Here is a 17,763-nt window from a genome sequence, read left to right on the forward strand (position 1 = left end):
GCGCCTAATGCTTGAACATGGCCAGCTTCAACGCCGCTTCATGGCCCAGCCACGACGCAGGGGGCGGCTGTCATTGGTTTTTTGGCTTGGTTCTGGACTGGATTCAGGCCAGGGTGCAAATGGCAACGCCTGTGGCCGGCGTGACTGCAATGCCGCCAGCCCGCCTGGTGATTCAGCATTAGCCGTCCTGACCGAAAATGCCGGGTGACTACACTTCCGACTTCGCTTTCCTCTTTCCCGCTTTCCAATCTTTCCTAAAAAACCGTACCCATGGATATTTTTATGCTGGCGATGCTGGTCGCCATCGCCGCGCACATGCTCAAGTCGAAATACCAGAGCCGGCGCATTGCCCTGCTGGGCAGCCACCTCGGAAAATACCAGATCGAAAAGCTGATGGAAACGCTGACCGAGGGCTACATGCGCGCGCTGGGTGAATCCGATGGCGAGCGCCGCGAACAGATTTTCAACCTGCTCGGCAGCACCGAGGCGTCGCTGTGCGACCAGCTCAATCGTTTCAGCGCCGAGTTTTCGAAAGTCGATGAAGCCGAGGCCCGGGTCAGCAAGCTGCCGCTGACCATTCCTTATGCCGACAAGCTGTTTCCCACCGCCACCTTTGACCTGCGCAAGGCGCTGGCGATTCACGCGCAAGGCATCAGCCAGGCAGCCAGAAATGGCGCCAACCGCAGCCCCAAGGCCAAGGCATTCACCGTATCGGCCGAGCTGTTCCTGCTGCAGCACACCTGCCACTGGTTCTGCAAGTCAAAAACCATTGCCTCCGCCCGCATGCTGGGTCGGCAGAAAACATCGTATGAGCAAGTCGTGAACGCCGTCGCGCCTGAAACCCGCAAGGCTTATTGCGCCCTGGCGGGGTGCTGAGCCCGGCCGCTGGCTAAAGCGCAGCCGGTTTGCCCTGGGCCGACCCGGCCTGGCAGCGGGCATAGATGTCCAGCCCGGACTGGTACACGCGGGTCTGCACGTTCATCAGGCCCAGCACCGAATGAAAGTAGTTGTCATGGCTGATCGGCGCGTCGAGTTGCTGCTTCAGGCAGGCGGTGGTGATCTGGCTGCGCTGCTCGAAGCCGGGTGACAGCCAGGTGATCCACGGCACATGCTTTTGCACGTCGGGCGCCACGGTGTAGGGCATGCCGTGCAGGTAAATGTTGTTTTCGCCCAGTGACTCGCCGTGGTCGGCCAGGTAGAGCATTGCGGTCGATGCGAGCGGCTCCTGCGCCTTGAGCCACTGGATGCTCGATGCCAGCAGGTGGTCGGTGTAGACGATGCTGTTGTCGTAGGCATTGACCAGCCCTTGCTGCGTGCAGCTTTGCAGGGCGTTGTCGGTGCATTCGGGCAGGAATTTCTTGAACGCGGCGGGCGACCGCTTGAAGTAGGCCGGCCCGTGGCTGCCCATCTGGTGCATCACGACCACCACGCCTTTGGCCCGGCGCTCGGCGGGCAGCGCTGCAATGCGCGCGTCCAGGCCCGCAAGCATGACTTCGTCGAAGCATTCGCCGCCGTCGCACAGGCCGGGCACCTTCAGCTGGCTGGTATCGACATGGGGAACGCGGTCGCAAACGCCCTTGCAGCCCGACTGGTTGTCGAGCCAGAGCACGGCCAGGCCGGCATGCTGCAGCACATCCATCAGCCCTTCGTAATTGGCCGGGCGCGATTCGTAGTTCGCCCGCCCGAAATGGGAAAACATGCACGGCACCGAGGCCGCCGTGCTGGTGCCGCACGACCACGCGTTGCGCTGGCTGGCGATGTTTTCCTTTGACAGTCCGGGCGTGGTCGGGCGGCCGTAGCCGTTGACCCCGAAATTGACGCTGCGGCCGGTTTCGCCCAGCACCAGCAGCAGCAGCGGCGGCCTGGCCTGGGCGGTGTAGCTGGCGCCCAGCTTTGCGTCTTCGCCCAGCGGCAGGATGGCCGACTCGTCGCGCTGAAACGGCCGGGCCGCCACCGATCCCAGCGCATAGAAGGAATTGAGCGGGTTGATCAGGTAGCGCACCTGGGGATAGTTGCGCATCACCGAGGCGATGCTTTGAAAGAACAGCACCAGCACCACGACCAGCAGGGCGCAACTGGCCAGCAGCGCGGCCAGGTTGGAGACGGCCTGGCGCGTCGGGCTTTGCAGCCGGATGTGCTGGCGCCACAGCAGCACGCAGGGCAGCACCGCCAGCACCAGCACGGTGGCCAGCAGGCGCCAGTTCAGCAGGTCGCGCGTTTCGCGCATATCGGTCTGCAGCGTGTTGATCATCATGGCCTTGTCGATGACGACACCATAAGCCATCATGAAATAGGCGCCGAAAGCCGCCGACACGCAAAACAGCATGATGACCGGCTTGAGCGTCCAGCGCCAGGCCAGCAGGCTGAGCAATCCGGCCGTGGCCAGCCCGATCACCAGCCCCAGCGCCACACTGACCGTGACCGCCTGGCCGCTGGTCAGGTCGGGCAGCCGGGCCAGCGCGCGCCACAGCGCCACGTTGCAAATGGTGGCGATCCAGAAGCTGGCGAGCACGACCACCCAGAGCGGGCGCATTCCGGCTACCGGCGCTGTTGCATTCAAGGAAAGAGAACGCGGCGCGGACGGGGCGGGTGGTTTGGAAAGGTCAGGCAGGTGCAGCGGCATAGCGCAGTATTGTCGGGCCAACGGCTTAGGGCCGCCTTAAGGCTGCAACTGGCCGGCATGGTGCGCCAGGTGCTCAGCCATGAAGGTCGCGATGAAGTAGTAGCCGTGGTCGTAGCCGGTGTGGCGGCGTAGGCTCAAGGGCTGGCCGGCTGAAGCGCAGGCGGCTTCGAACAGATGCGGATGCAACTGTCCGGCCAGGCGGCCCAGCCTGCCCTGCAAATTCAACCCTGCGAACGCGTGTGCAGCCAGTCCTTGAGCGCATCGTTCATGCGCGTTTGCCACCCCGGCCCGGCGGCGCGAAAGGCGGCCAGCACCTCGCGGTCAAAGCGAATCGCCACCTGCTCCTTGGTGGCACCGCCAACCGGGCGCCCGCGCTTGCGATGGGCAGTCACGCCAGCGCGCAACTCCTCATCGCTGGCCGGGCGCTCGTCCTCGTCCACGCCGTCCCAGACGAAGTTTTTAGCCGGTGGCACGGCGCGCACGGCGGCCAGCACTTCCTCACGGTTCATTGCATTCGTTTTCGAGCCAGGCATCGTAAACCTCACGTTCTTTGCTGCTTGCCGGGCGAAAGCTGATGACGCGCGTTGCACCCTCGCGCTCGGTGTGAACCACCGTCAGCACCGCCAGAAAGCCCAGTGCGTAGGAAACCGACTGCATCCGCGACTCGCCGCCACGTACCACCGCAATGTCCAGGCGAAAGCGCGATTCGAGCACTTCGCCCGCATCGCCAAAATCCAGCCCATGCTTGGCCAGGTTGGAGCGGCGCTTGGTCTCGTCCCAGATCAGTTTGACTTCCATCTATTTACTGTAGATGCCTTAATTCTGAAGGTCAACCGATTTTTGTAGATGCATTTTGTGCTGCAAACCCACTCCATCCAAATCATCCAACAAGATGGCGGCTCCCGCTGGGTTTACGTTCCGGCTGGGGCCAGTTGCCGGGCATGATGCGCCAGGTGATCGTCCATGAAACTGGCGATGAAGTAGTAGCTGTGGTCGTAGCCCGCGTGGCGGCGCAGTGTTAGGGGCTGGCCGGCTGAAGCGCAGGCCGCTTCGAATAATTCGGGATGTAGTTGCCCGGCAAGGAATTTATCGCCCAGGCCCTGGTCGATCAGGATGCCGCCGGGGTAGGGCGCGACGGGTTGGTGCTGCATCAGGGCCGTGGCGTCGTGCGCCAGCCAGCCCGATTCGTCGCTGCCCAGGTAACCGGCAAACGCCTTTCGGCCCCACGGGCACTGGCTGGGCGCGCAGATGGGCGCGAAGGCCGAAACCGACTTGAACAGTCCCGGATGGCGCAGCGCCAGCGTCAGCGCGCCGTGGCCGCCCATCGAGTGGCCGAAAATGCCGATGCGCGCTGCGTCAACCGGCAAGGCGCTGGCCAGCAGCGGCAGCAGTTCGGCCGTCAGCCAGCTTTCCATGCGGTAATGCCGCGCCCACGGCGGTTGCGTCGCATCGAGGTAAAACCCGGCGCCGACGCCAAAATCCCAGCTGTTGGCTTCGCCTGCAATACCGGCGCCGCGCGGACTGGTGTCGGGCGCGATCAAGGCCAGCCCCAGCTCGGCGGCCAGGCGCTGGGCGCCGGCCTTGGCCATGAAGGTTTCCTCGTTGCAGGTCAGGCCCGCCAGGTAGAGCAGGGCGGGCACCGGGCCTGCAGATGCCTGCGGCGGCAAAAACACCGAGACCTTCATCGGCAGGCCGATCTCAAGGGACTCGTGCCGGTAAAAGCGCTGCGTGCCGCCAAAGCAGGCATGTTCGCTGAGGAGTTCCAAGTTTTCAGGATTCATCTAATTACTACTGATTTGATAGCTGCCTGCGCAGATCCAGCGTGCGCAGAAGGCCGATTTTGTTAATAAAGCACGACACCGCGAATCGACTCGCCGCTTTTCATCAGGTCAAACCCCTTGTTGATGTCTTCGAGCGGCATGGTGTGCGTGATCAGGTCGTCGATGTTGATCTTGCCGTCCATGTACCAATCGACAATCTTCGGCACGTCGGTGCGCCCGCGCGCGCCGCCGAAGGCCGAGCCTTCCCATTTACGGCCAGTCACCAGCTGGAACGGCCGCGTCGAGATTTCCGCACCGGCCTCGGCCACGCCGATGATGATGCTGCGGCCCCAGCCCTTGTGCGTGCATTCGAGCGCCTGGCGCATGACCTGGGTGTTGCCGATGCATTCAAAACTGTAGTCGGCGCCGCCGTCGGTGATCTGCACGATGGCATCGACCACGTTCTCGACTTCCTTCGGGTTGACGAAGTGCGTCATGCCGAACTTGCGCGCCATGGTCTGGCGCGCCGGGTTGATGTCCACGCCGATGATCTTGTCGGCGCCGACCATCTTCGCGCCCTGGATCACGTTCAGGCCGATGCCGCCCAGGCCGAACACCACCACGTTCGCGCCGGCCTCGACCTTGGCGGTGAACAGCACTGCACCAATGCCGGTGGTCACGCCGCAGCCGATGTAGCAGACCTTGTCAAAGGGCGCGTCCTTGCGGATCTTGGCCAGCGAGATTTCGGGCGCCACCGTGTAGTTGCTGAAGGTTGACGTGCCCATGTAGTGAAAGATCGGCTTCCCATCGAGGCTGAAGCGGCTGGTCGCGTCGGGCATCAATCCCTTGCCCTGCGTGCCGCGAATCAGCTGGCATAAATTGGTCTTGCGCGACAGGCAGAACTTGCACTGGCGGCATTCGGGCGTGTACAGCGGAATGACGTGGTCGCCCTTTTGCAGCGTGGTCACGCCGGGGCCGACATCGACCACGATGCCCGCGCCTTCGTGCCCGAGGATGGCCGGGAAGATGCCTTCCGGGTCGGCGCCCGAGAGCGTGTAGTAGTCGGTGTGGCAGATGCCGGTGGCCTTGATCTCGACCAGCACCTCGCCAAACTTCGGACCTTCGAGGTCAACGGTTTCAATGCTCAAGGGTTCGCCTGATTTCCAGGCAACGGCGGCTTTGGTTTTCATGGGTGGATAGAGGTGTTGAAGGCTTGCGCGCAGGGTGAACGGGGAAGACTTGGCACTATAAGCGAGTCGCTGTATCGGCGTGGTGCCGTGCGCTGGCTTGGCCCGGTTTGTCAGGGTTTACAGGCGGCTGGCCGGAATATTGCGTGGCATGATGGCCCGGATTCAGCCCTTCTTATCCTTGAAAGAAAAAGCATGAAACTCTCGAAACTGATGACCGCCGCCCTGCTGGCCGCTGGCATGGCCGCTGCCGCCAGCGCCCAGACGCTGCAAAAGGTTGGCGACAGCAACAAGATCACCGTCTCCTACCGCGAGGCGTCGGTGCCGTTCAGCTACCTGATCGGCTCGACCAAGGCCGTCGGCTTTTCGGTCGAGCTGACCGAAGCCATCGTGGAAGATGTGCGCAGAAAGCTGAAAAAACCGAACCTTGAAGTCGCCACCATGCCGGTCACGTCGCAAAACCGCATTCCGCTGCTGGTCAACGGCACATACGACCTCGAATGCGGATCGACCACCAACAACAGCACCCGTGCCAAGGACGTGGCCTTTGCCACCAACCATTTCTACACCGGCACGCGCCTGCTGACCAAGAAAAGCTCGGGCATCAAGAACTATGCCGACCTGGCCAGGAAGACCGTCGCCAGCACCACCGGCACCACCAACGCGCAGGTGATCCGCAAGTACAGCGCCGACAAGAACCTGGACCTGCAGCTGATCCTGGGCAAGGACCATGACGACTCGCTGCTGCTGGTGGAAAACGACCGCGCGCTGGCGTTTGCGATGGACGACATCCTGCTGTTCGGCCTGATGGCGAACTCCAAGAATCCAGCGGCGCTGGAAGTGGTCGGCGACTCGCTGCAGGTCGAGCCCTATGCCTGCATGCTGCGCAAGGACGACCCGGAATTCAAGAAGCTGGTCGATGGCACGATCAACCGCCTGATGAAGTCGGGCGAATTCGAGAAGATGTACAGCAAGTGGTTCGCCTCGCCGATTCCTCCCAAGGGCGTGAACCTGAACCTGCCGATGAGCGAGCAGCTCAAGGCGAACCTGAAGGCCATGAGCGACGCGCCGGCGCTGTGATTTTCGAACAAAAAAGCCTTCTTGCGTAATAGGAACGTGCGCAAGTAGCTATTAAAAGCGTAGCAATTTCCTGGCGTTCTACCGAGGCGCTCCAGCGGCTGTCCCGGCCCTTGCCGTGAACCTTCGCCAGAGCGCCACGCTTTCATCGCTTTTTTCCTGCCTGGCGACCACGGCGCCTAAACACCGACCATCTCGCCAAGCACTCTGGTGCGAACCGGCGCTGCCGGGTCGTCGGGGAACTTGCGCGCAAAAAAGGCAGGGGATAGCTTCAGTTGCTCGATGTCCCTTGGCTCGAACAGGCGCGGATGCGCCTGTTCAAAGTTCTGGAAACAGTGGTTCATCGGCCCCTTGTTCAATTGCAGATGCATCAGCAGCGTGGGCAGCACGATTTCCTCGGGCAGGCACAGTCGGCTGAAATAGCCTCGTATCTCAGGGCGCTCGAACTGCTCGACCATTTCGGCGATGACATGCCGGCGGGCGCCGAACCAGGTGGTGCCGTAATAGGCGCGATAGTTTTCGTCAAAAATATGCCGCCCGATGGACTGCCGGCCCAGTGCCTTCGTGAACTGAAGCGCGAGCCATGACGCGGGATTTCGCCGTTCGCCGCTGCGCAGCCAGATGCCCGCCTCTTCCCGCCTGCCCAGCGAGGCGCCGAAGTAGACGTTGGACAGCCGCCTGGCCACCCGGAACTGCAATGAGTTGTCGGGTGTGAAGGCCCGGTAGCCGATGGACATCAGCGCGTCCTGGTCGTGCAACACGTCAACACAGTCGAAATGTGCCTCGGCAGGGCCCGATACATGCGCTTCAAACTCCTCGATGGGCTTGATCGGCAGGCATGAGGGACTCAACAGCTGAAGGTAGTCGAAGTCGAGGTTGGCCAGCGCGTAGTGCATCGAGTGAAAAATTCCCTCGACAAAGCTGAACAGCCCCCAGCCGGTGCGCTTGGGATGGGGAACGAACACGACGTTCGGAGCGCTGAGCGGAAATGCGGGCGTCTGGGAAAAATCATGATGCACCAGTACGGTGTGCGGCGCCAGGGACCTTGCAAGCTGATCGACTGTTTCCGGCTTGCAGACAGCGGACATCACGAGAAAAACGATATTGGGTTTCATCTGTGGGTTGCGGGTCCATTTTTAGACGCATTGACAGTGCGCCGCCACTGGTTGTAATGCAGCATGCGGGACAAGGCGGTGCGTTTTCCAGCCAGGATTTTCACGGGTAAGGTTTCAAGATATTCCCGCCTGTTGGCGGCTTGAGGGGCGCGGGCAATGATCGCAACCTCACCAGATCAGGTCAATCTGGCAAACGGACTATTGAATCTTGTGAAACAAGGGTTCATGAGCGGCCAGGAATCCTGGTCCGGAAGGCCGCCTGCTGGGGGCTGCGTGCCTGTGGCTGTGACCGCTTGTCAGCCAGCAAAGGCCGCAGCGGCAGCACTTATTTGTCGGCCGAGGCGCTCCAGCGGCTGTCCCAGCCGTTTCCCTGCGCCTTGTCCAGGCTGCGGCGGTCGCGCTTGGTCGGGCGGCCGTGCTCCAGGCTGCTGGCCGGGTCGCTGGTCAGGTGCCGCTGCTCGGCGGCCTGGGCCTTGAGCCGCAGGCTTTCTTCGGTTTCCTCATAAAGCTGCTGGGCCACCGGCGCCGGTCCGCGCTGGCTGCTGACGCCCTGCACCACCACCGTGCGGATGACCGTTCCCTGCCGCAGCGTCACCGTGTCGCCCGGCTTGACCTCGCGCGAAGGCTTGGCTTCCAGGTCATTGACGCGGACGCGCCCCTTGTCGATTTCCTCGACGGCGAGCGAACGCGTCTTGTAGAAGCGGGCGGCCCAGAGCCATTTGTCAATACGCAATTTTTCCATTCAACATCCTTTCAATCTTTATTTTGAACCAGCGGCAGGCGCACCGTGGCCTCCAGGCCCATCACCTTGCCGTTCGCAAGCCGATTTTCCAGGGCGATGCTGCCGCCCAGCGCCTGCACGATCTCCAGGCAGATCGCCAGGCCCAGGCCGGAGCCGTGGGGAACGTCGCCGGCCGAAAAGGGCTGGTACAGCCGCGCCGCCAGCTCGTCCGGAATGCCGGGGCCGCTGTCGCTGACGCTCAAGACCACCCGGCCGGCCTCGCAGGCGGTGCGCACCGTCAGCGTTCCGCCCGGCGGCGTGTGCTTGATGGCGTTGTGCAGCAGGTTGCGCGTCAGCTCGCCCAGCATCCATTCATGCGCCTGGACGCGTCCGGGCTGCGTCTCGATGCCGAAGTCGATGTCCTTTTCGGCAATCAGCGGCGACAGGTCCAGCGCCACCTGCCGCGCCACCTGGGCCAGGTCGATGGCCTGCGGGTCGGGCTGCTGGCGCAGCTGTTCGACCTTGGCCAGCGCCAGCATCTGGTTGGCCAGCTGCGTGGCGCGGTCTACCGTATGGCTGATGTCGGCCAGCGCCTCGTTCGCGTCCAGGTCGCCGCGCAGCGCCGACTGCACCTGCACCTTGAGCACCGCCAGCGGCGTGCGCAGCTGATGCGCGGTGTCGCGCACGAAGCGCTTCTGGTTTTCCAGCAGGTGCTGCAGCCGGCCCATCACCTGGTTGGTGGCATCGACCAGCGGCAGCAGTTCGCGCGGCGCATCCCGGGCGTCGATGACGCTCAGGTCGCCTTCGGCCCTGGCCTGCAGTTCGGCGCTGAGCCGGCGCACCGGCCGCGTGGCGCGCTGCACCACGACCACCACCACCAGCGCAATCACGGCCAGCAGCAGCGCCTGGCGCCACAGCGTGTCGAACAAAATCTTGCGCGCCAGCGTGGTGCGCAATTCCAGCGTTTCCGCCACCTGGATGACGGCCATTCCCCGGCCTTTGGAACTGGCGACCGGCTGCAGCAGCACGGCGACGCGCACCGCGTCTTCGCCAAACACGTCGTCGTAAAAATCCACCAGCGCCGAATACGGCGGCTTGGCCGGAATGCGGCCGCGCCAGAACGGCAGGCCGGCAAAACCAGACACCATCTCGCCGTCCAGGCTGGACACCCGGTAGAACAGGCGGCTCTGGTTGTCGGCCTCGAAGGCTTCGAGCGCGGCATAGGGAACGGCGACGCGCAACACGGACAGCTCGTCGTAGCCGGTCACGTCGAGCTGTTCGCCAATCGATTTGGCCGACGCCAGCAGCGTGCGGTCATAGGCGGTGTTGATGGCGCTGAACGCCTGGCTGTACAGTCCCACGGTGTTCACGATGACCAGCAGTCCGACAGGCAGCAAGATGCCAAGCAACAGATATCTGCGAAGTGAGATTGCCCCCACGCTTGTCGCTTCGCGTACTGCGCTGCCCCCCGAGGGGGCCGCTGCGCCTATGGCCCGGCGAAGCCGTGGACTTGCCCCCACGCTCCCCACTGCGTGTGGTTCGCTGCCCCCCAGGGGGGCCGCTGCGGCTATGGCCCGGCGAAGCCGGTTCCATAGCCCTGGCTGGTGTGGAGTAGCCTCCGCGCTGGCTGCTTCGTTTGCTGTGCTGTCTTTATCCTGGCTCACGCATCGACCTTCAGCAAATAGCCCAGGCCGCGCAGCGTGACCAGCGTCACGCCGGTCCCCATCAGTTTCTTGCGCAGCCGGTAGACGACCACTTCGACCGCTTCGTACTGCACCTCGGCTTCGCCCGGAAACACCAGCTCGAACAGCTTTTCCTTGGACACCGCATGGCCGGGCTTGACGATGAGCGCCTGCAGCAGCGCCAGCTCGCGCGGCGTGAGTTCCAGCACCAGGCCCTGGTGGTAGATGGCGCCACTCTCTTTTTCATAGCGAAGAGTGCCCGCCAAATAAGCGGTAGAGCCAGATTTGGTGCTGGATTCCGGGCGGCGGCGGACCAGCGCGCGCAAACGCGCCTCCAGTTCGTCCAGGTCGAAGGGCTTGGGCAGGTAGTCGTCGGCCCCTGTGTTCAGGCCGATGATGCGGTCGCCCACCGTGCCGCGCGCCGTCAGGATCAGCACTGGCGTGGCCAGCCCCTGGCGGCGTGCCTGCGCCAGCACCTGCAGGCCGTCGAGGCCCGGCAGGCTCAGGTCAAGCACCACCACGTCGGGCTGGACGGCCGTCCATTGCGCCAGGGCCAGCCGGCCGTCGGTGCAGGCGAACACCTCGATGCCGCGCCGGCCGAGCGTGCGCTGCAAGGCGGTCTGCATCGAGGCATCGTCTTCAATCAGCAGCAATTTCAGAGTCGAAGTCATGGCCCGGACATTAGCACTTTCCCCTAGGTTTCAGGACAGCCGTTTGACAGCCACGGCATGCATCATCAAGGGGTTCATTCCACTACAAGGAGACATCCATGCGTCGCGACACCTTTTTGAAATCCATGGCCGCCCTGGCCGCTGCAGGCAGCTTTCCACTGTCGGCTTTTGCCGCCGCCAATGTCAAGATGATGGTGCCGGCCAACCCCGGCGGCGGCTGGGACACCACCGGCCGGGCGCTGGGCAAGGCGCTGGTCGATTCGGGTGCGGCCGCCACCGTCAGCTATGACAACAAGGGCGGCGCGGCCGGCGCGCTCGGCCTGGCGCAGTTCGTCAACGGCAGCAAGGGCGACCCGAACGCCCTCATGGTGATGGGCGCGGTCATGCTTGGCGGCCTGATCACCGGCAAGCCGCCGGTCAGCCTGAGCCAGGCCACGCCGATTGCGCGCCTGTCGAGCGAATACAACGTGTTCGTCGTGCCGGCCGCCTCGCCCTTCAAGTCGATCAAGGAAGTGGTCGAGCAGCTCAAGAAAGACCCGGGCAGCGTGAAGTGGGGCGGCGGCTCACGCGGCGCCACCGAGCACATCGCGGCGGCCATGATTGCCCGTGAAGTCGGCGCCGACCCGGCCAAGATCAACTACGTCGCCTTCCGGGGCGGCGGCGAAGCCACGGCCGCCATCCTGGGCGGCAATGTCACCATCGGCGGCAGCGGCTACAGCGAATTCGCCGAGTACATCAACACCGGCAAGATGCGCGCGCTGGCCGTCACATCCGAGACGCGCCTGCCGGGCGTGAACATTCCGACGCTCAAGGAGCAGGGCATCAACGTGGTGATCGGCAACTGGCGCGGCGTGTACGGCGCGCCCGGCATCACGCCGGCCCAGCGCCAGGCGCTGACCGAAATGATCCTGAAGGCCGTCAAGTCCAAGAGCTGGCTCGAAGCGTCCGAGAAAAACAACTGGACGGCTGCGGTGCTGACCGGCCCGGCGTTCGAGAAGTTTGTCGATGACGACTTCGCCGCCCTGCGCGCCACCATGGTCAAGTCCGGCATGGTCTGAGCCTGACGGCCGGTTTGTCCGGCTGTTTTTCAGCGAAAGACGGGACACGGCCTTGCCGGGCTGGCGTCCCGCATTCCATTTCACGGCATCCTCCATGCCCGGCACCATGAAGCCTTGATGCGGCCGCCGCAGGCCAGAGGCCTGCGCAACGCCCTTATTCAATTCGTCTTTTCGTGCCGGAGAAGATGCCCAAGAAGGTAACAAGCGATGACACTTCAAAAAAAATCCTATCCGCTCCAGACGCTGGTCGGCATCGGCGTGCTGCTGATCGGACTTGGCCTGGCCGCAGGCGCGCTCACCATTCCGTCGGCGGCCGGCTACGGCGGCGTCGGCCCCAATTTCCTGCCGTGGCTGATTTCCCTGTCGCTGCTGGTGTGCAGTGGCTTCATCATCTGGGAATCGCGCTCGGGCGGCTTTCGGGCGATGGACGAGCCGGTCGGCGGACCCGCGCCGTACTGGCTGGGCTTTGCCTGGATGTCGGCCGGGCTGCTGACCAATGCGGCGCTCATCACGACGATTGGCTTCATCTTCAGCTGCACGCTGTGCTTCGTGCTGGCAGTCCAGGGGCTCAAAGGCGCCGAGGGCGCTACCCGCCGCGGGCCGGCGGTCTGGCTCAAGGACGCGCTGATCGGCATGGCGATTGCCGCCCCGGTGTTCTGGATGTTCACCCAATTCCTGGCGATCAACCTGCCAGGCCTTACCTCGACGGGATGGCTCTAAATGGATATCTTCAACCAGCTGCTGCAGGGCTTTGCCACGGCGGCCACGCCCATCAACCTGATCTGGTGCTTTGTCGGCTGCGCCCTGGGCACGGCCATTGGCGTGCTGCCCGGCATCGGCCCGGCGGTGGCGGTCGCCATGCTGCTGCCCATCACCGTCAAGGTCGAGGCCACGGCGTCGATGATCTTTTTCGCCGGCATCTACTACGGCGCCATGTACGGCGGCTCGACCACCTCAATTTTGCTGAACACTCCGGGTGAAACCGCCAGCATGGTCACGGCCATGGAAGGCAACAAGATGGCCAAGAGCGGCCGTGCCGGCGCCGCGCTGGCCACCGCCGCCATCGGCTCGTTCGTGGCGGGAACGATTGCGACGGTGCTGGTGACGCTGTTCGCGCCCATCGTCGCCGACCTGGCGGTCAAGCTCGGCCCGCCCGAATACTTCATGCTGATGCTGCTGGCCTTCACCACCGTGAGCGCGGTGCTGGGCAAAAGCACGGTGCGCGGCATGACGGCGCTTTTCATCGGCCTGGCCGCCGGCCTGGTGGGGCTGGACCAGATTTCGGCGCAGGCGCGCTACACCGGCGGCGTTCCCGAACTGCTCGACGGCATCGAGATTGTGCTGGTCGCCGTCGGCCTGTTCGCCGTCGCCGAAGCGATGTACGCGGTGCTCTACGAAGGCCGCATCGTCGATACCCAGAACAAGCTGAGCCGGGTCCACATGACCCGGCGCGACTGGCGCCGTTCCTGGCCAGCGTGGCTGCGCGCCACGGCGATTGGCGCGCCGTTCGGCTGCATCCCCGCCGGCGGCACCGAAATCCCGACGTTTCTCAGCTATGCGGTGGAGAAAAAGTTGGCCAAGGGCGAAGACAAGGCCGAGTTCGGCACCCAGGGCGCCATCGAGGGCGTGGCCGGTCCGGAAGCGGCCAACAATGCCACCGTCACCATGGCCATGATTCCGCTGCTGACGCTGGGCATCCCGACGTCGAACACCACCGCCATCTTGCTCGGCGCCTTCCAGAACTACGGCATCCAGCCCGGCCCGCAGCTGTTCACCACCTCGTCGTCGCTGGTCTGGGCCTTGATCGCCTCGCTCTACATCGGCAACGTGATGCTGCTGGTGCTCAACCTGCCGATGGTCGGCCTGTGGGTCAAGCTGCTGAAGATTCCCAAGCCTTACCTCTACGCCGGCATCCTGATTTTTGCCACCGTCGGCGTGTACGGCATGCGGCAAAGCGCGTTCGATTTGTTCCTGCTCTACGGCATCGGCGTGCTGGGCGTGGTCATGCGGCGCTTTGACTTTCCGACCGCGCCGGTCGTCGTCGGCATGATCCTCGGCCCCCTGGCAGAGGCGCAGTTGCGCAACGCGATGTCGATTGGCGAGGGCAGTGCGATGGTGTTCATCGAGCGCCCGGTGTCATTGATCCTGATCGTCGTGGTGGTGGCCGTGCTGGTGCTGCCGCGCCTGTTCAAACGCTGGGCTGGAAGAAAAGCCGTGTCCTGAACCTTTTAATTCTTGCAAAGAAAGAACTTGAATATGCTGAAGATTGAGCGTCGCACAATAGTTGGTGGTCTTGGAATGGCCCTGCTGGGCGGTAGCGTCACACCGCTGTGGGCCCAAGCGGCGAAATCCGTTGCCCTTGCTGCGGACAAGACCAAGCCTGCCAGGCTGGCGCCCAGCCTGCGCATCGTGATTCCGGCCAATGCCGGCGGGGGCTGGGACCAGACCGGACGCGCCCTGGGCGCAGCCCTGGTGGGCGCAGGTGTCACCGACGCAGTCGAGTATGAAAACAAGGGCGGCAAGGGCGGCACCCTGGGGCTGGCGCATTACGCTGAAAAATACGGCAGCGATGCCAACACCCTGCTGATGGGCGGCATGGTCATGGTGGGCGCCATTGCGCTGCAAAAACCGGCCATCGACATGGGCCGCATCAGGCCGATTGCCCGGCTGACCAGCGACTACCTGGTGGTGGTGGTGTCGGCCAATTCCCCGGTCCGCACCGTGTCCGACCTGGCCGAGCGCATTCGCACCCAGCAAAAAGAAACGCCGATTGCTGGTGGTTCGGCCGGTGGCGTGGACCATGTGTTCTCGGGCGTTTTCACGCGCGGTGCCAAGGGCAAGCCCGAAGACCTGCTTTACCTGCCGTTCGCGGGCGGTACCGAAGTCGTTCAGGCCGTGCTGGACGGCCGGGCGGTAGCGGGCATTTCAGGCTACAGCGAATTCAGGGAAGCACTGCTCAGCGGCAAGCTGCGCGCCATCGGCGTGTCCTCCAAGCGCTCGACCTTTGGCATTCCGGCCATCCGGGAGCGGGGCGTAGATGTAGACATGGCCAACTGGCGCGGTGTCTTCACCGGCGAGGGCGTGCCGGCAGCGCGCCAAGCTGCCATGGTACAGGCGGTCAAGGCGGCCACGGCGCATGAATCCTGGCAACAAACGCTCCAGCAAAATCGCTGGGAATCCTCCTGGCTGTCGGGGCCGGCCTTCAGCAGTTTCATCGACTTCGACCTGGCCACTTCGCGGGTCATGATGCATCTGCTGAAGTTAAAGGCCTGATTCTGCTGCTGAATCCATGGCTGCCTGTGCAGGCCGCACCTGCCTCAGAAGCCATTTTTGGGAAAGCTCTCGCCGGCCCGCTTTCCCGCACCATGCTTTTCCTGTGGCAGTGGGAATTATTGCGGGGCGCCCAGAGCCCGGGCACGGGCACATGTTTGCGCCAGATTGGCGGCATCGGGTGCTGCCCCGGTGTCCCAGCCGCCCATGTGCCGGATGCCGATGTCGCTCAGGGCTGCGAGCCACCGGGGGCTGTCGTTCAGGCAGTCGATGTAGCTGAAGGTTTTGCCGCCCGCCTCCAGGAAGGCGTGGCGCGCCTCCATCGAGATTTCTTCCAGCGTTTCCAGGCAGTCGCCGGTGAAGCCCGGGCAGACCAGATCAACGCTTTTCAGGCCCGACTGCGCCAGCTTGACCAGTGTCGGCTCGGTGTAGGGCTCCAGCCATTTGGCCTTGCCAAAGCGCGACTGGAAGGTCAGCTGCCAGCGGTCCTTCGACAGGCCAAGATTTTCGGCCAGCAGGCGCGCGGTCTTGTGGCATTCGCAATGGTAGGGGTCGCCCAGCATCAGGGTGCGCTCGGGCACGCCGTGAAAGCTCATGACCAGCTTGTCGGCCTGGCCGTTGAGTTTCCAATGCTGGCGAATCTTGTCGGCCAGCGCGTCGATGTAGCCGGGATCGTCGTGGTAATTGTTGATGAATCGGAATTCGGGAATGCGCCGCACCTTGGCCGCCCAGGTGTAGACCGCGTCGAACACGCTGGCCGTGGTGGTGCCGCTGTACTGCGGGTAGGCCGGCAGGATCAGGATGCGCGTCACGCCATCCGCCTTGAGCTGGTCGAGCTGCGAGGCAATCGACGGGTTGCCGTAGCGCATGGCATAGCGCACTTCGACGTGGTGGCCGCGCTGGCCCAGGTAGCCGCGCAGCATCAGCGCCTGTTTTTCGGTCCAGACCTTGAGCGGCGAGCCTTCGGGCAGCCAGACGCTGGCGTACTTGGCGGCCGATTTTTTGGGCCGGGTGCGCAAGATGATGCCGTGCAAAATCAGCCACCAGAGCGCCTTGGGAATCTCGACGACCCGCGCATCGCTCAGGAATTCGCCAAGGTAGCGGCGCAGCGCCGGCGCGGTGGGCGCGTCGGGTGTGCCCAGGTTGCACAACAAAATGGCGGTAGTGGCCAGCGCCTTGGGCGGCGCGCCGTGGGTATACGAGGGTTCGGGGGCAAAAGACATGCGGTATTCTCGCCTACGCCATGCTTGAACTTGCCCCCATCAAAGCCATCACCCTAGACCTGGACGACACGCTCTGGCCGATCTGGCCGACCATAGAAAAAGCCGAGCAGGCGCTGCATGACTGGCTCGCCCGGCATGCCCCGCAGACGGCGGCCCTGCTGGCCCAGCCGGAGGCGCGCCACGAGATTCGCGAGCATGTCAACGCGCTGTATCCTGAACTCAAACACAACCTGAGTGCCTTGCGCACCCGGTCGATCCGGCTGGCGCTGAGCCGCAGCGGCGACGACCCGGGCCTGGCCGAAGCGGCGTTCGAGGTGTTTTTTGCCGCGCGCCACCAGGTCACGCTGTTTGACGACGTGGCGCAGGCGCTGCAGTTCCTGTCGCGCCGCTTTCCGCTGGTGGCGCTGTCCAATGGCAATGCCGACGTTCACCGCATCGGCATTGGTTCGTATTTCACAGCCAGCGTCAGTGCCCAGCAGTTTGGCGTCGGCAAGCCCGATCCGCGCATTTTCCATGCGGCGGCAAGCGCCGCCGGCGTGCAGGCGCACGAGGTGCTGCATGTGGGCGACGACGCCGCGCTCGATGTGCTGGCGGCGCTCGACTGCGGCATGCAGACGGTCTGGGTGAACCGCACAGACCATCCCTGGACGCATCCCGCAACGCCGCACGAAACCGTGACGACGCTGCTTGAGCTGTGCGATCTCTTTCCCTCTGAGTCCAACTGAAAGCCGACATGACCTTGAGAATCTACGGCACCGCCGCTTCCCGTGCCGCCCGTCCCCTGTGGGTCGCGCAGGAACTGGGCCTGGCCTACGAGCACATCGCCTTGCCCTACGTGGGCGGCGCCACGCGCACGCCCGAGTTCCTGAAGGTCAACCCGAACGGGCGCATCCCGGTGGTGGACGACGACGGCGTGCTGGTCTGGGAATCGATGGCCTGCACGGTCTACCTGGCCGAGCGCTTCCTGGACGGCAACGGCCTGTCGCTGGCCGCGCGCAGCAATGCCGAGCGTGCCGAGATCCTGCGCTGGACCTTCTGGGTCGTGACCGAGTGCGAAAAGGACGCGCTGATTTTCCTGATGCACGCCATGCTCATGCCACCCGAGCGCCGCAAGCCGCAACTGGTCGAGGAATCGCTCAGGCACCTGGCCGGCCCCTTGCGCATCCTGGACCAGCATTTGCAGGGCCGCCCCTGGCTGGCCGGCGACCGCTTCACCGTGGCCGACATCTGCGTGGCGTCGGTCATCGCCTGGGTCGAAGGCGCGAGCGAGCTGATGGCGCAATGCCCGCAGGTGCGCGACTGGCTGCAGGGCTGCCTGGCGCGGCCGGCCTTCCAGCAGGTTCGTTTCATGGCCGAAAATGCCTGATGCGCTTATC

General features: G+C 64.0%; 18 protein-coding genes and 1 pseudogene. 8 read left to right on the forward strand and 11 right to left on the reverse strand.

Going from position 1 to position 17,763, the window contains the following annotated elements; translation table 11 throughout:
• The first annotated feature begins 270 nt into the window (after positions 1-270).
• A complete protein-coding gene (locus EC86_RS0101775) occupies positions 271-876 on the forward strand; it encodes a hypothetical protein (protein WP_029523999.1) in 606 nt (201 codons plus the stop codon).
• 13 nt (positions 877-889) lie between these two features.
• Here the strand turns inward: EC86_RS0101775 and EC86_RS0101780 are convergent, their stop codons facing one another.
• The 6 genes and pseudogenes from EC86_RS0101780 to EC86_RS0101805 form a co-directional block, all read right to left on the reverse strand.
• Positions 890-2,533 (reverse strand): phosphoethanolamine transferase, encoded by a 1,644-nt coding sequence (locus EC86_RS0101780; RefSeq protein ID WP_198026740.1) that lies wholly within the window; start codon positions 2,531-2,533, stop codon positions 890-892.
• Positions 2,534-2,659: 126 nt separating this feature from the next.
• Positions 2,660-2,821, reverse strand: a pseudogene (locus tag EC86_RS0101785) (S-formylglutathione hydrolase); the annotation flags it as partial.
• 23 nt (positions 2,822-2,844) lie between these two features.
• Positions 2,845-3,132, reverse strand: a complete 288-nt coding sequence (locus EC86_RS0101790; protein WP_029524002.1) for a BrnA antitoxin family protein — start codon at positions 3,130-3,132, stop codon at positions 2,845-2,847.
• A complete protein-coding gene (locus EC86_RS0101795) occupies positions 3,122-3,421 on the reverse strand; it encodes a BrnT family toxin (protein ID WP_029524003.1) in 300 nt (99 codons plus the stop codon). Before EC86_RS0101795 ends, EC86_RS0101790 begins: the two co-directional genes overlap by 11 nt.
• Positions 3,422-3,534: 113 nt before the next feature.
• Complete coding sequence (gene fghA / locus EC86_RS0101800) at positions 3,535-4,404, reverse strand: S-formylglutathione hydrolase (RefSeq protein WP_029524004.1); 870 nt, start codon at positions 4,402-4,404, stop codon at positions 3,535-3,537.
• Positions 4,405-4,466: 62 nt separating this feature from the next.
• Positions 4,467-5,573, reverse strand: coding sequence for an S-(hydroxymethyl)glutathione dehydrogenase/class III alcohol dehydrogenase (locus tag EC86_RS0101805; protein WP_029524005.1), 1,107 nt, complete (start codon positions 5,571-5,573; stop codon positions 4,467-4,469).
• A gap of 192 nt (positions 5,574-5,765) precedes the next feature.
• Here EC86_RS0101805 and EC86_RS0101810 point away from each other — a divergent pair, with 192 nt between their 5' ends.
• Entirely contained in the window at positions 5,766-6,650 is an 885-nt protein-coding gene (locus EC86_RS0101810; RefSeq protein WP_029524006.1) for a transporter substrate-binding domain-containing protein, read from the forward strand.
• Positions 6,651-6,826: 176 nt separating this feature from the next.
• Here the strand turns inward: EC86_RS0101810 and EC86_RS0101815 are convergent, their stop codons facing one another.
• From EC86_RS0101815 to EC86_RS0101830, 4 genes are all read right to left on the reverse strand, one after another.
• Positions 6,827-7,762 (reverse strand): hypothetical protein, encoded by a 936-nt coding sequence (locus EC86_RS0101815; RefSeq protein ID WP_036771731.1) that lies wholly within the window; start codon positions 7,760-7,762, stop codon positions 6,827-6,829.
• Positions 7,763-8,087: 325 nt separating this feature from the next.
• On the reverse strand, positions 8,088-8,504 hold the full coding sequence (locus EC86_RS0101820) for an RNA-binding S4 domain-containing protein (protein WP_029524008.1): 417 nt from the start codon (positions 8,502-8,504) through the stop codon (positions 8,088-8,090).
• An 11-nt stretch (positions 8,505-8,515) separates the two neighbouring features.
• The gene (locus EC86_RS0101825) at positions 8,516-9,913 is read right to left on the reverse strand and encodes a sensor histidine kinase (RefSeq protein WP_029524009.1); all 1,398 of its coding nucleotides are present in this window, start codon (positions 9,911-9,913) and stop codon (positions 8,516-8,518) included.
• A gap of 230 nt (positions 9,914-10,143) precedes the next feature.
• Positions 10,144-10,836: a response regulator transcription factor gene (locus tag EC86_RS0101830; protein ID WP_029524010.1), complete on the reverse strand. Its 693-nt coding sequence runs from the start codon at positions 10,834-10,836 to the stop codon at positions 10,144-10,146.
• Between the two features lie 98 nt (positions 10,837-10,934).
• Here EC86_RS0101830 and EC86_RS0101835 point away from each other — a divergent pair, with 98 nt between their 5' ends.
• The 4 genes from EC86_RS0101835 to EC86_RS0101850 all read left to right on the forward strand — a co-directional run bounded on the left by EC86_RS0101835 (position 10,935) and on the right by EC86_RS0101850 (position 15,167).
• Positions 10,935-11,894 carry a Bug family tripartite tricarboxylate transporter substrate binding protein gene (locus tag EC86_RS0101835; RefSeq protein ID WP_029524011.1) on the forward strand — a complete coding sequence of 320 codons (960 nt, stop codon included), beginning with the start codon at positions 10,935-10,937 and terminating at the stop codon, positions 11,892-11,894.
• A 207-nt stretch (positions 11,895-12,101) separates the two neighbouring features.
• A complete protein-coding gene (locus EC86_RS0101840; protein WP_029524012.1) occupies positions 12,102-12,614 on the forward strand; it encodes a tripartite tricarboxylate transporter TctB family protein in 513 nt (170 codons plus the stop codon).
• The gene (locus tag EC86_RS0101845) at positions 12,615-14,117 is read left to right on the forward strand and encodes a tripartite tricarboxylate transporter permease (RefSeq protein WP_029524013.1); all 1,503 of its coding nucleotides are present in this window, start codon (positions 12,615-12,617) and stop codon (positions 14,115-14,117) included. It abuts the gene before it with no gap.
• A gap of 33 nt (positions 14,118-14,150) precedes the next feature.
• Entirely contained in the window at positions 14,151-15,167 is a 1,017-nt protein-coding gene (locus tag EC86_RS0101850) for a Bug family tripartite tricarboxylate transporter substrate binding protein (protein ID WP_029524014.1), read from the forward strand.
• A 116-nt stretch (positions 15,168-15,283) separates the two neighbouring features.
• Here EC86_RS0101850 and hemH read toward each other — a convergent pair whose 3' ends face one another.
• The gene (gene hemH, locus EC86_RS0101855; RefSeq protein WP_029524015.1) at positions 15,284-16,387 is read right to left on the reverse strand and encodes a ferrochelatase; all 1,104 of its coding nucleotides are present in this window, start codon (positions 16,385-16,387) and stop codon (positions 15,284-15,286) included.
• 20 nt (positions 16,388-16,407) lie between these two features.
• Between hemH and EC86_RS0101860 the strand changes: the two genes are divergently transcribed.
• Positions 16,408-17,112, forward strand: coding sequence for an HAD family hydrolase (locus EC86_RS0101860; RefSeq protein ID WP_029524016.1), 705 nt, complete (start codon positions 16,408-16,410; stop codon positions 17,110-17,112).
• 8 nt (positions 17,113-17,120) lie between these two features.
• The gene (locus EC86_RS0101865; RefSeq protein WP_029524017.1) at positions 17,121-17,753 is read left to right on the forward strand and encodes a glutathione S-transferase family protein; all 633 of its coding nucleotides are present in this window, start codon (positions 17,121-17,123) and stop codon (positions 17,751-17,753) included.
• Positions 17,754-17,763 lie beyond the last annotated feature (10 nt).

Source organism: Polaromonas glacialis (assembly GCF_000709345.1).
GTDB lineage: Bacteria > Pseudomonadota > Gammaproteobacteria > Burkholderiales > Burkholderiaceae_C > Polaromonas > Polaromonas glacialis.

Coding starts and splice junctions, on each gene's coding strand:
- EC86_RS0101815 (WP_036771731.1), bottom strand. CDS start 7,762: ATGAAACCCAATATCGTTTTTCTCGTGATGTCCGCTGTCTGCAAGCCG.
- EC86_RS0101830 (WP_029524010.1), bottom strand. CDS start 10,836: ATGACTTCGACTCTGAAATTGCTGCTGATTGAAGACGATGCCTCGATG.
- hemH (WP_029524015.1), bottom strand. CDS start 16,387: ATGTCTTTTGCCCCCGAACCCTCGTATACCCACGGCGCGCCGCCCAAG.
- EC86_RS0101820 (WP_029524008.1), bottom strand. CDS start 8,504: ATGGAAAAATTGCGTATTGACAAATGGCTCTGGGCCGCCCGCTTCTAC.
- EC86_RS0101865 (WP_029524017.1), top strand. CDS start 17,121: ATGACCTTGAGAATCTACGGCACCGCCGCTTCCCGTGCCGCCCGTCCC.
- EC86_RS0101795 (WP_029524003.1), bottom strand. CDS start 3,421: ATGGAAGTCAAACTGATCTGGGACGAGACCAAGCGCCGCTCCAACCTG.
- EC86_RS0101840 (WP_029524012.1), top strand. CDS start 12,102: ATGACACTTCAAAAAAAATCCTATCCGCTCCAGACGCTGGTCGGCATC.
- EC86_RS0101775 (WP_029523999.1), top strand. CDS start 271: ATGGATATTTTTATGCTGGCGATGCTGGTCGCCATCGCCGCGCACATG.
- EC86_RS0101860 (WP_029524016.1), top strand. CDS start 16,408: ATGCTTGAACTTGCCCCCATCAAAGCCATCACCCTAGACCTGGACGAC.
- EC86_RS0101845 (WP_029524013.1), top strand. CDS start 12,615: ATGGATATCTTCAACCAGCTGCTGCAGGGCTTTGCCACGGCGGCCACG.
- fghA (WP_029524004.1), bottom strand. CDS start 4,404: ATGAATCCTGAAAACTTGGAACTCCTCAGCGAACATGCCTGCTTTGGC.
- EC86_RS0101810 (WP_029524006.1), top strand. CDS start 5,766: ATGAAACTCTCGAAACTGATGACCGCCGCCCTGCTGGCCGCTGGCATG.
- EC86_RS0101850 (WP_029524014.1), top strand. CDS start 14,151: ATGCTGAAGATTGAGCGTCGCACAATAGTTGGTGGTCTTGGAATGGCC.
- EC86_RS0101790 (WP_029524002.1), bottom strand. CDS start 3,132: ATGAACCGTGAGGAAGTGCTGGCCGCCGTGCGCGCCGTGCCACCGGCT.
- EC86_RS0101780 (WP_198026740.1), bottom strand. CDS start 2,533: ATGCGCCCGCTCTGGGTGGTCGTGCTCGCCAGCTTCTGGATCGCCACC.
- EC86_RS0101835 (WP_029524011.1), top strand. CDS start 10,935: ATGCGTCGCGACACCTTTTTGAAATCCATGGCCGCCCTGGCCGCTGCA.
- EC86_RS0101805 (WP_029524005.1), bottom strand. CDS start 5,573: ATGAAAACCAAAGCCGCCGTTGCCTGGAAATCAGGCGAACCCTTGAGC.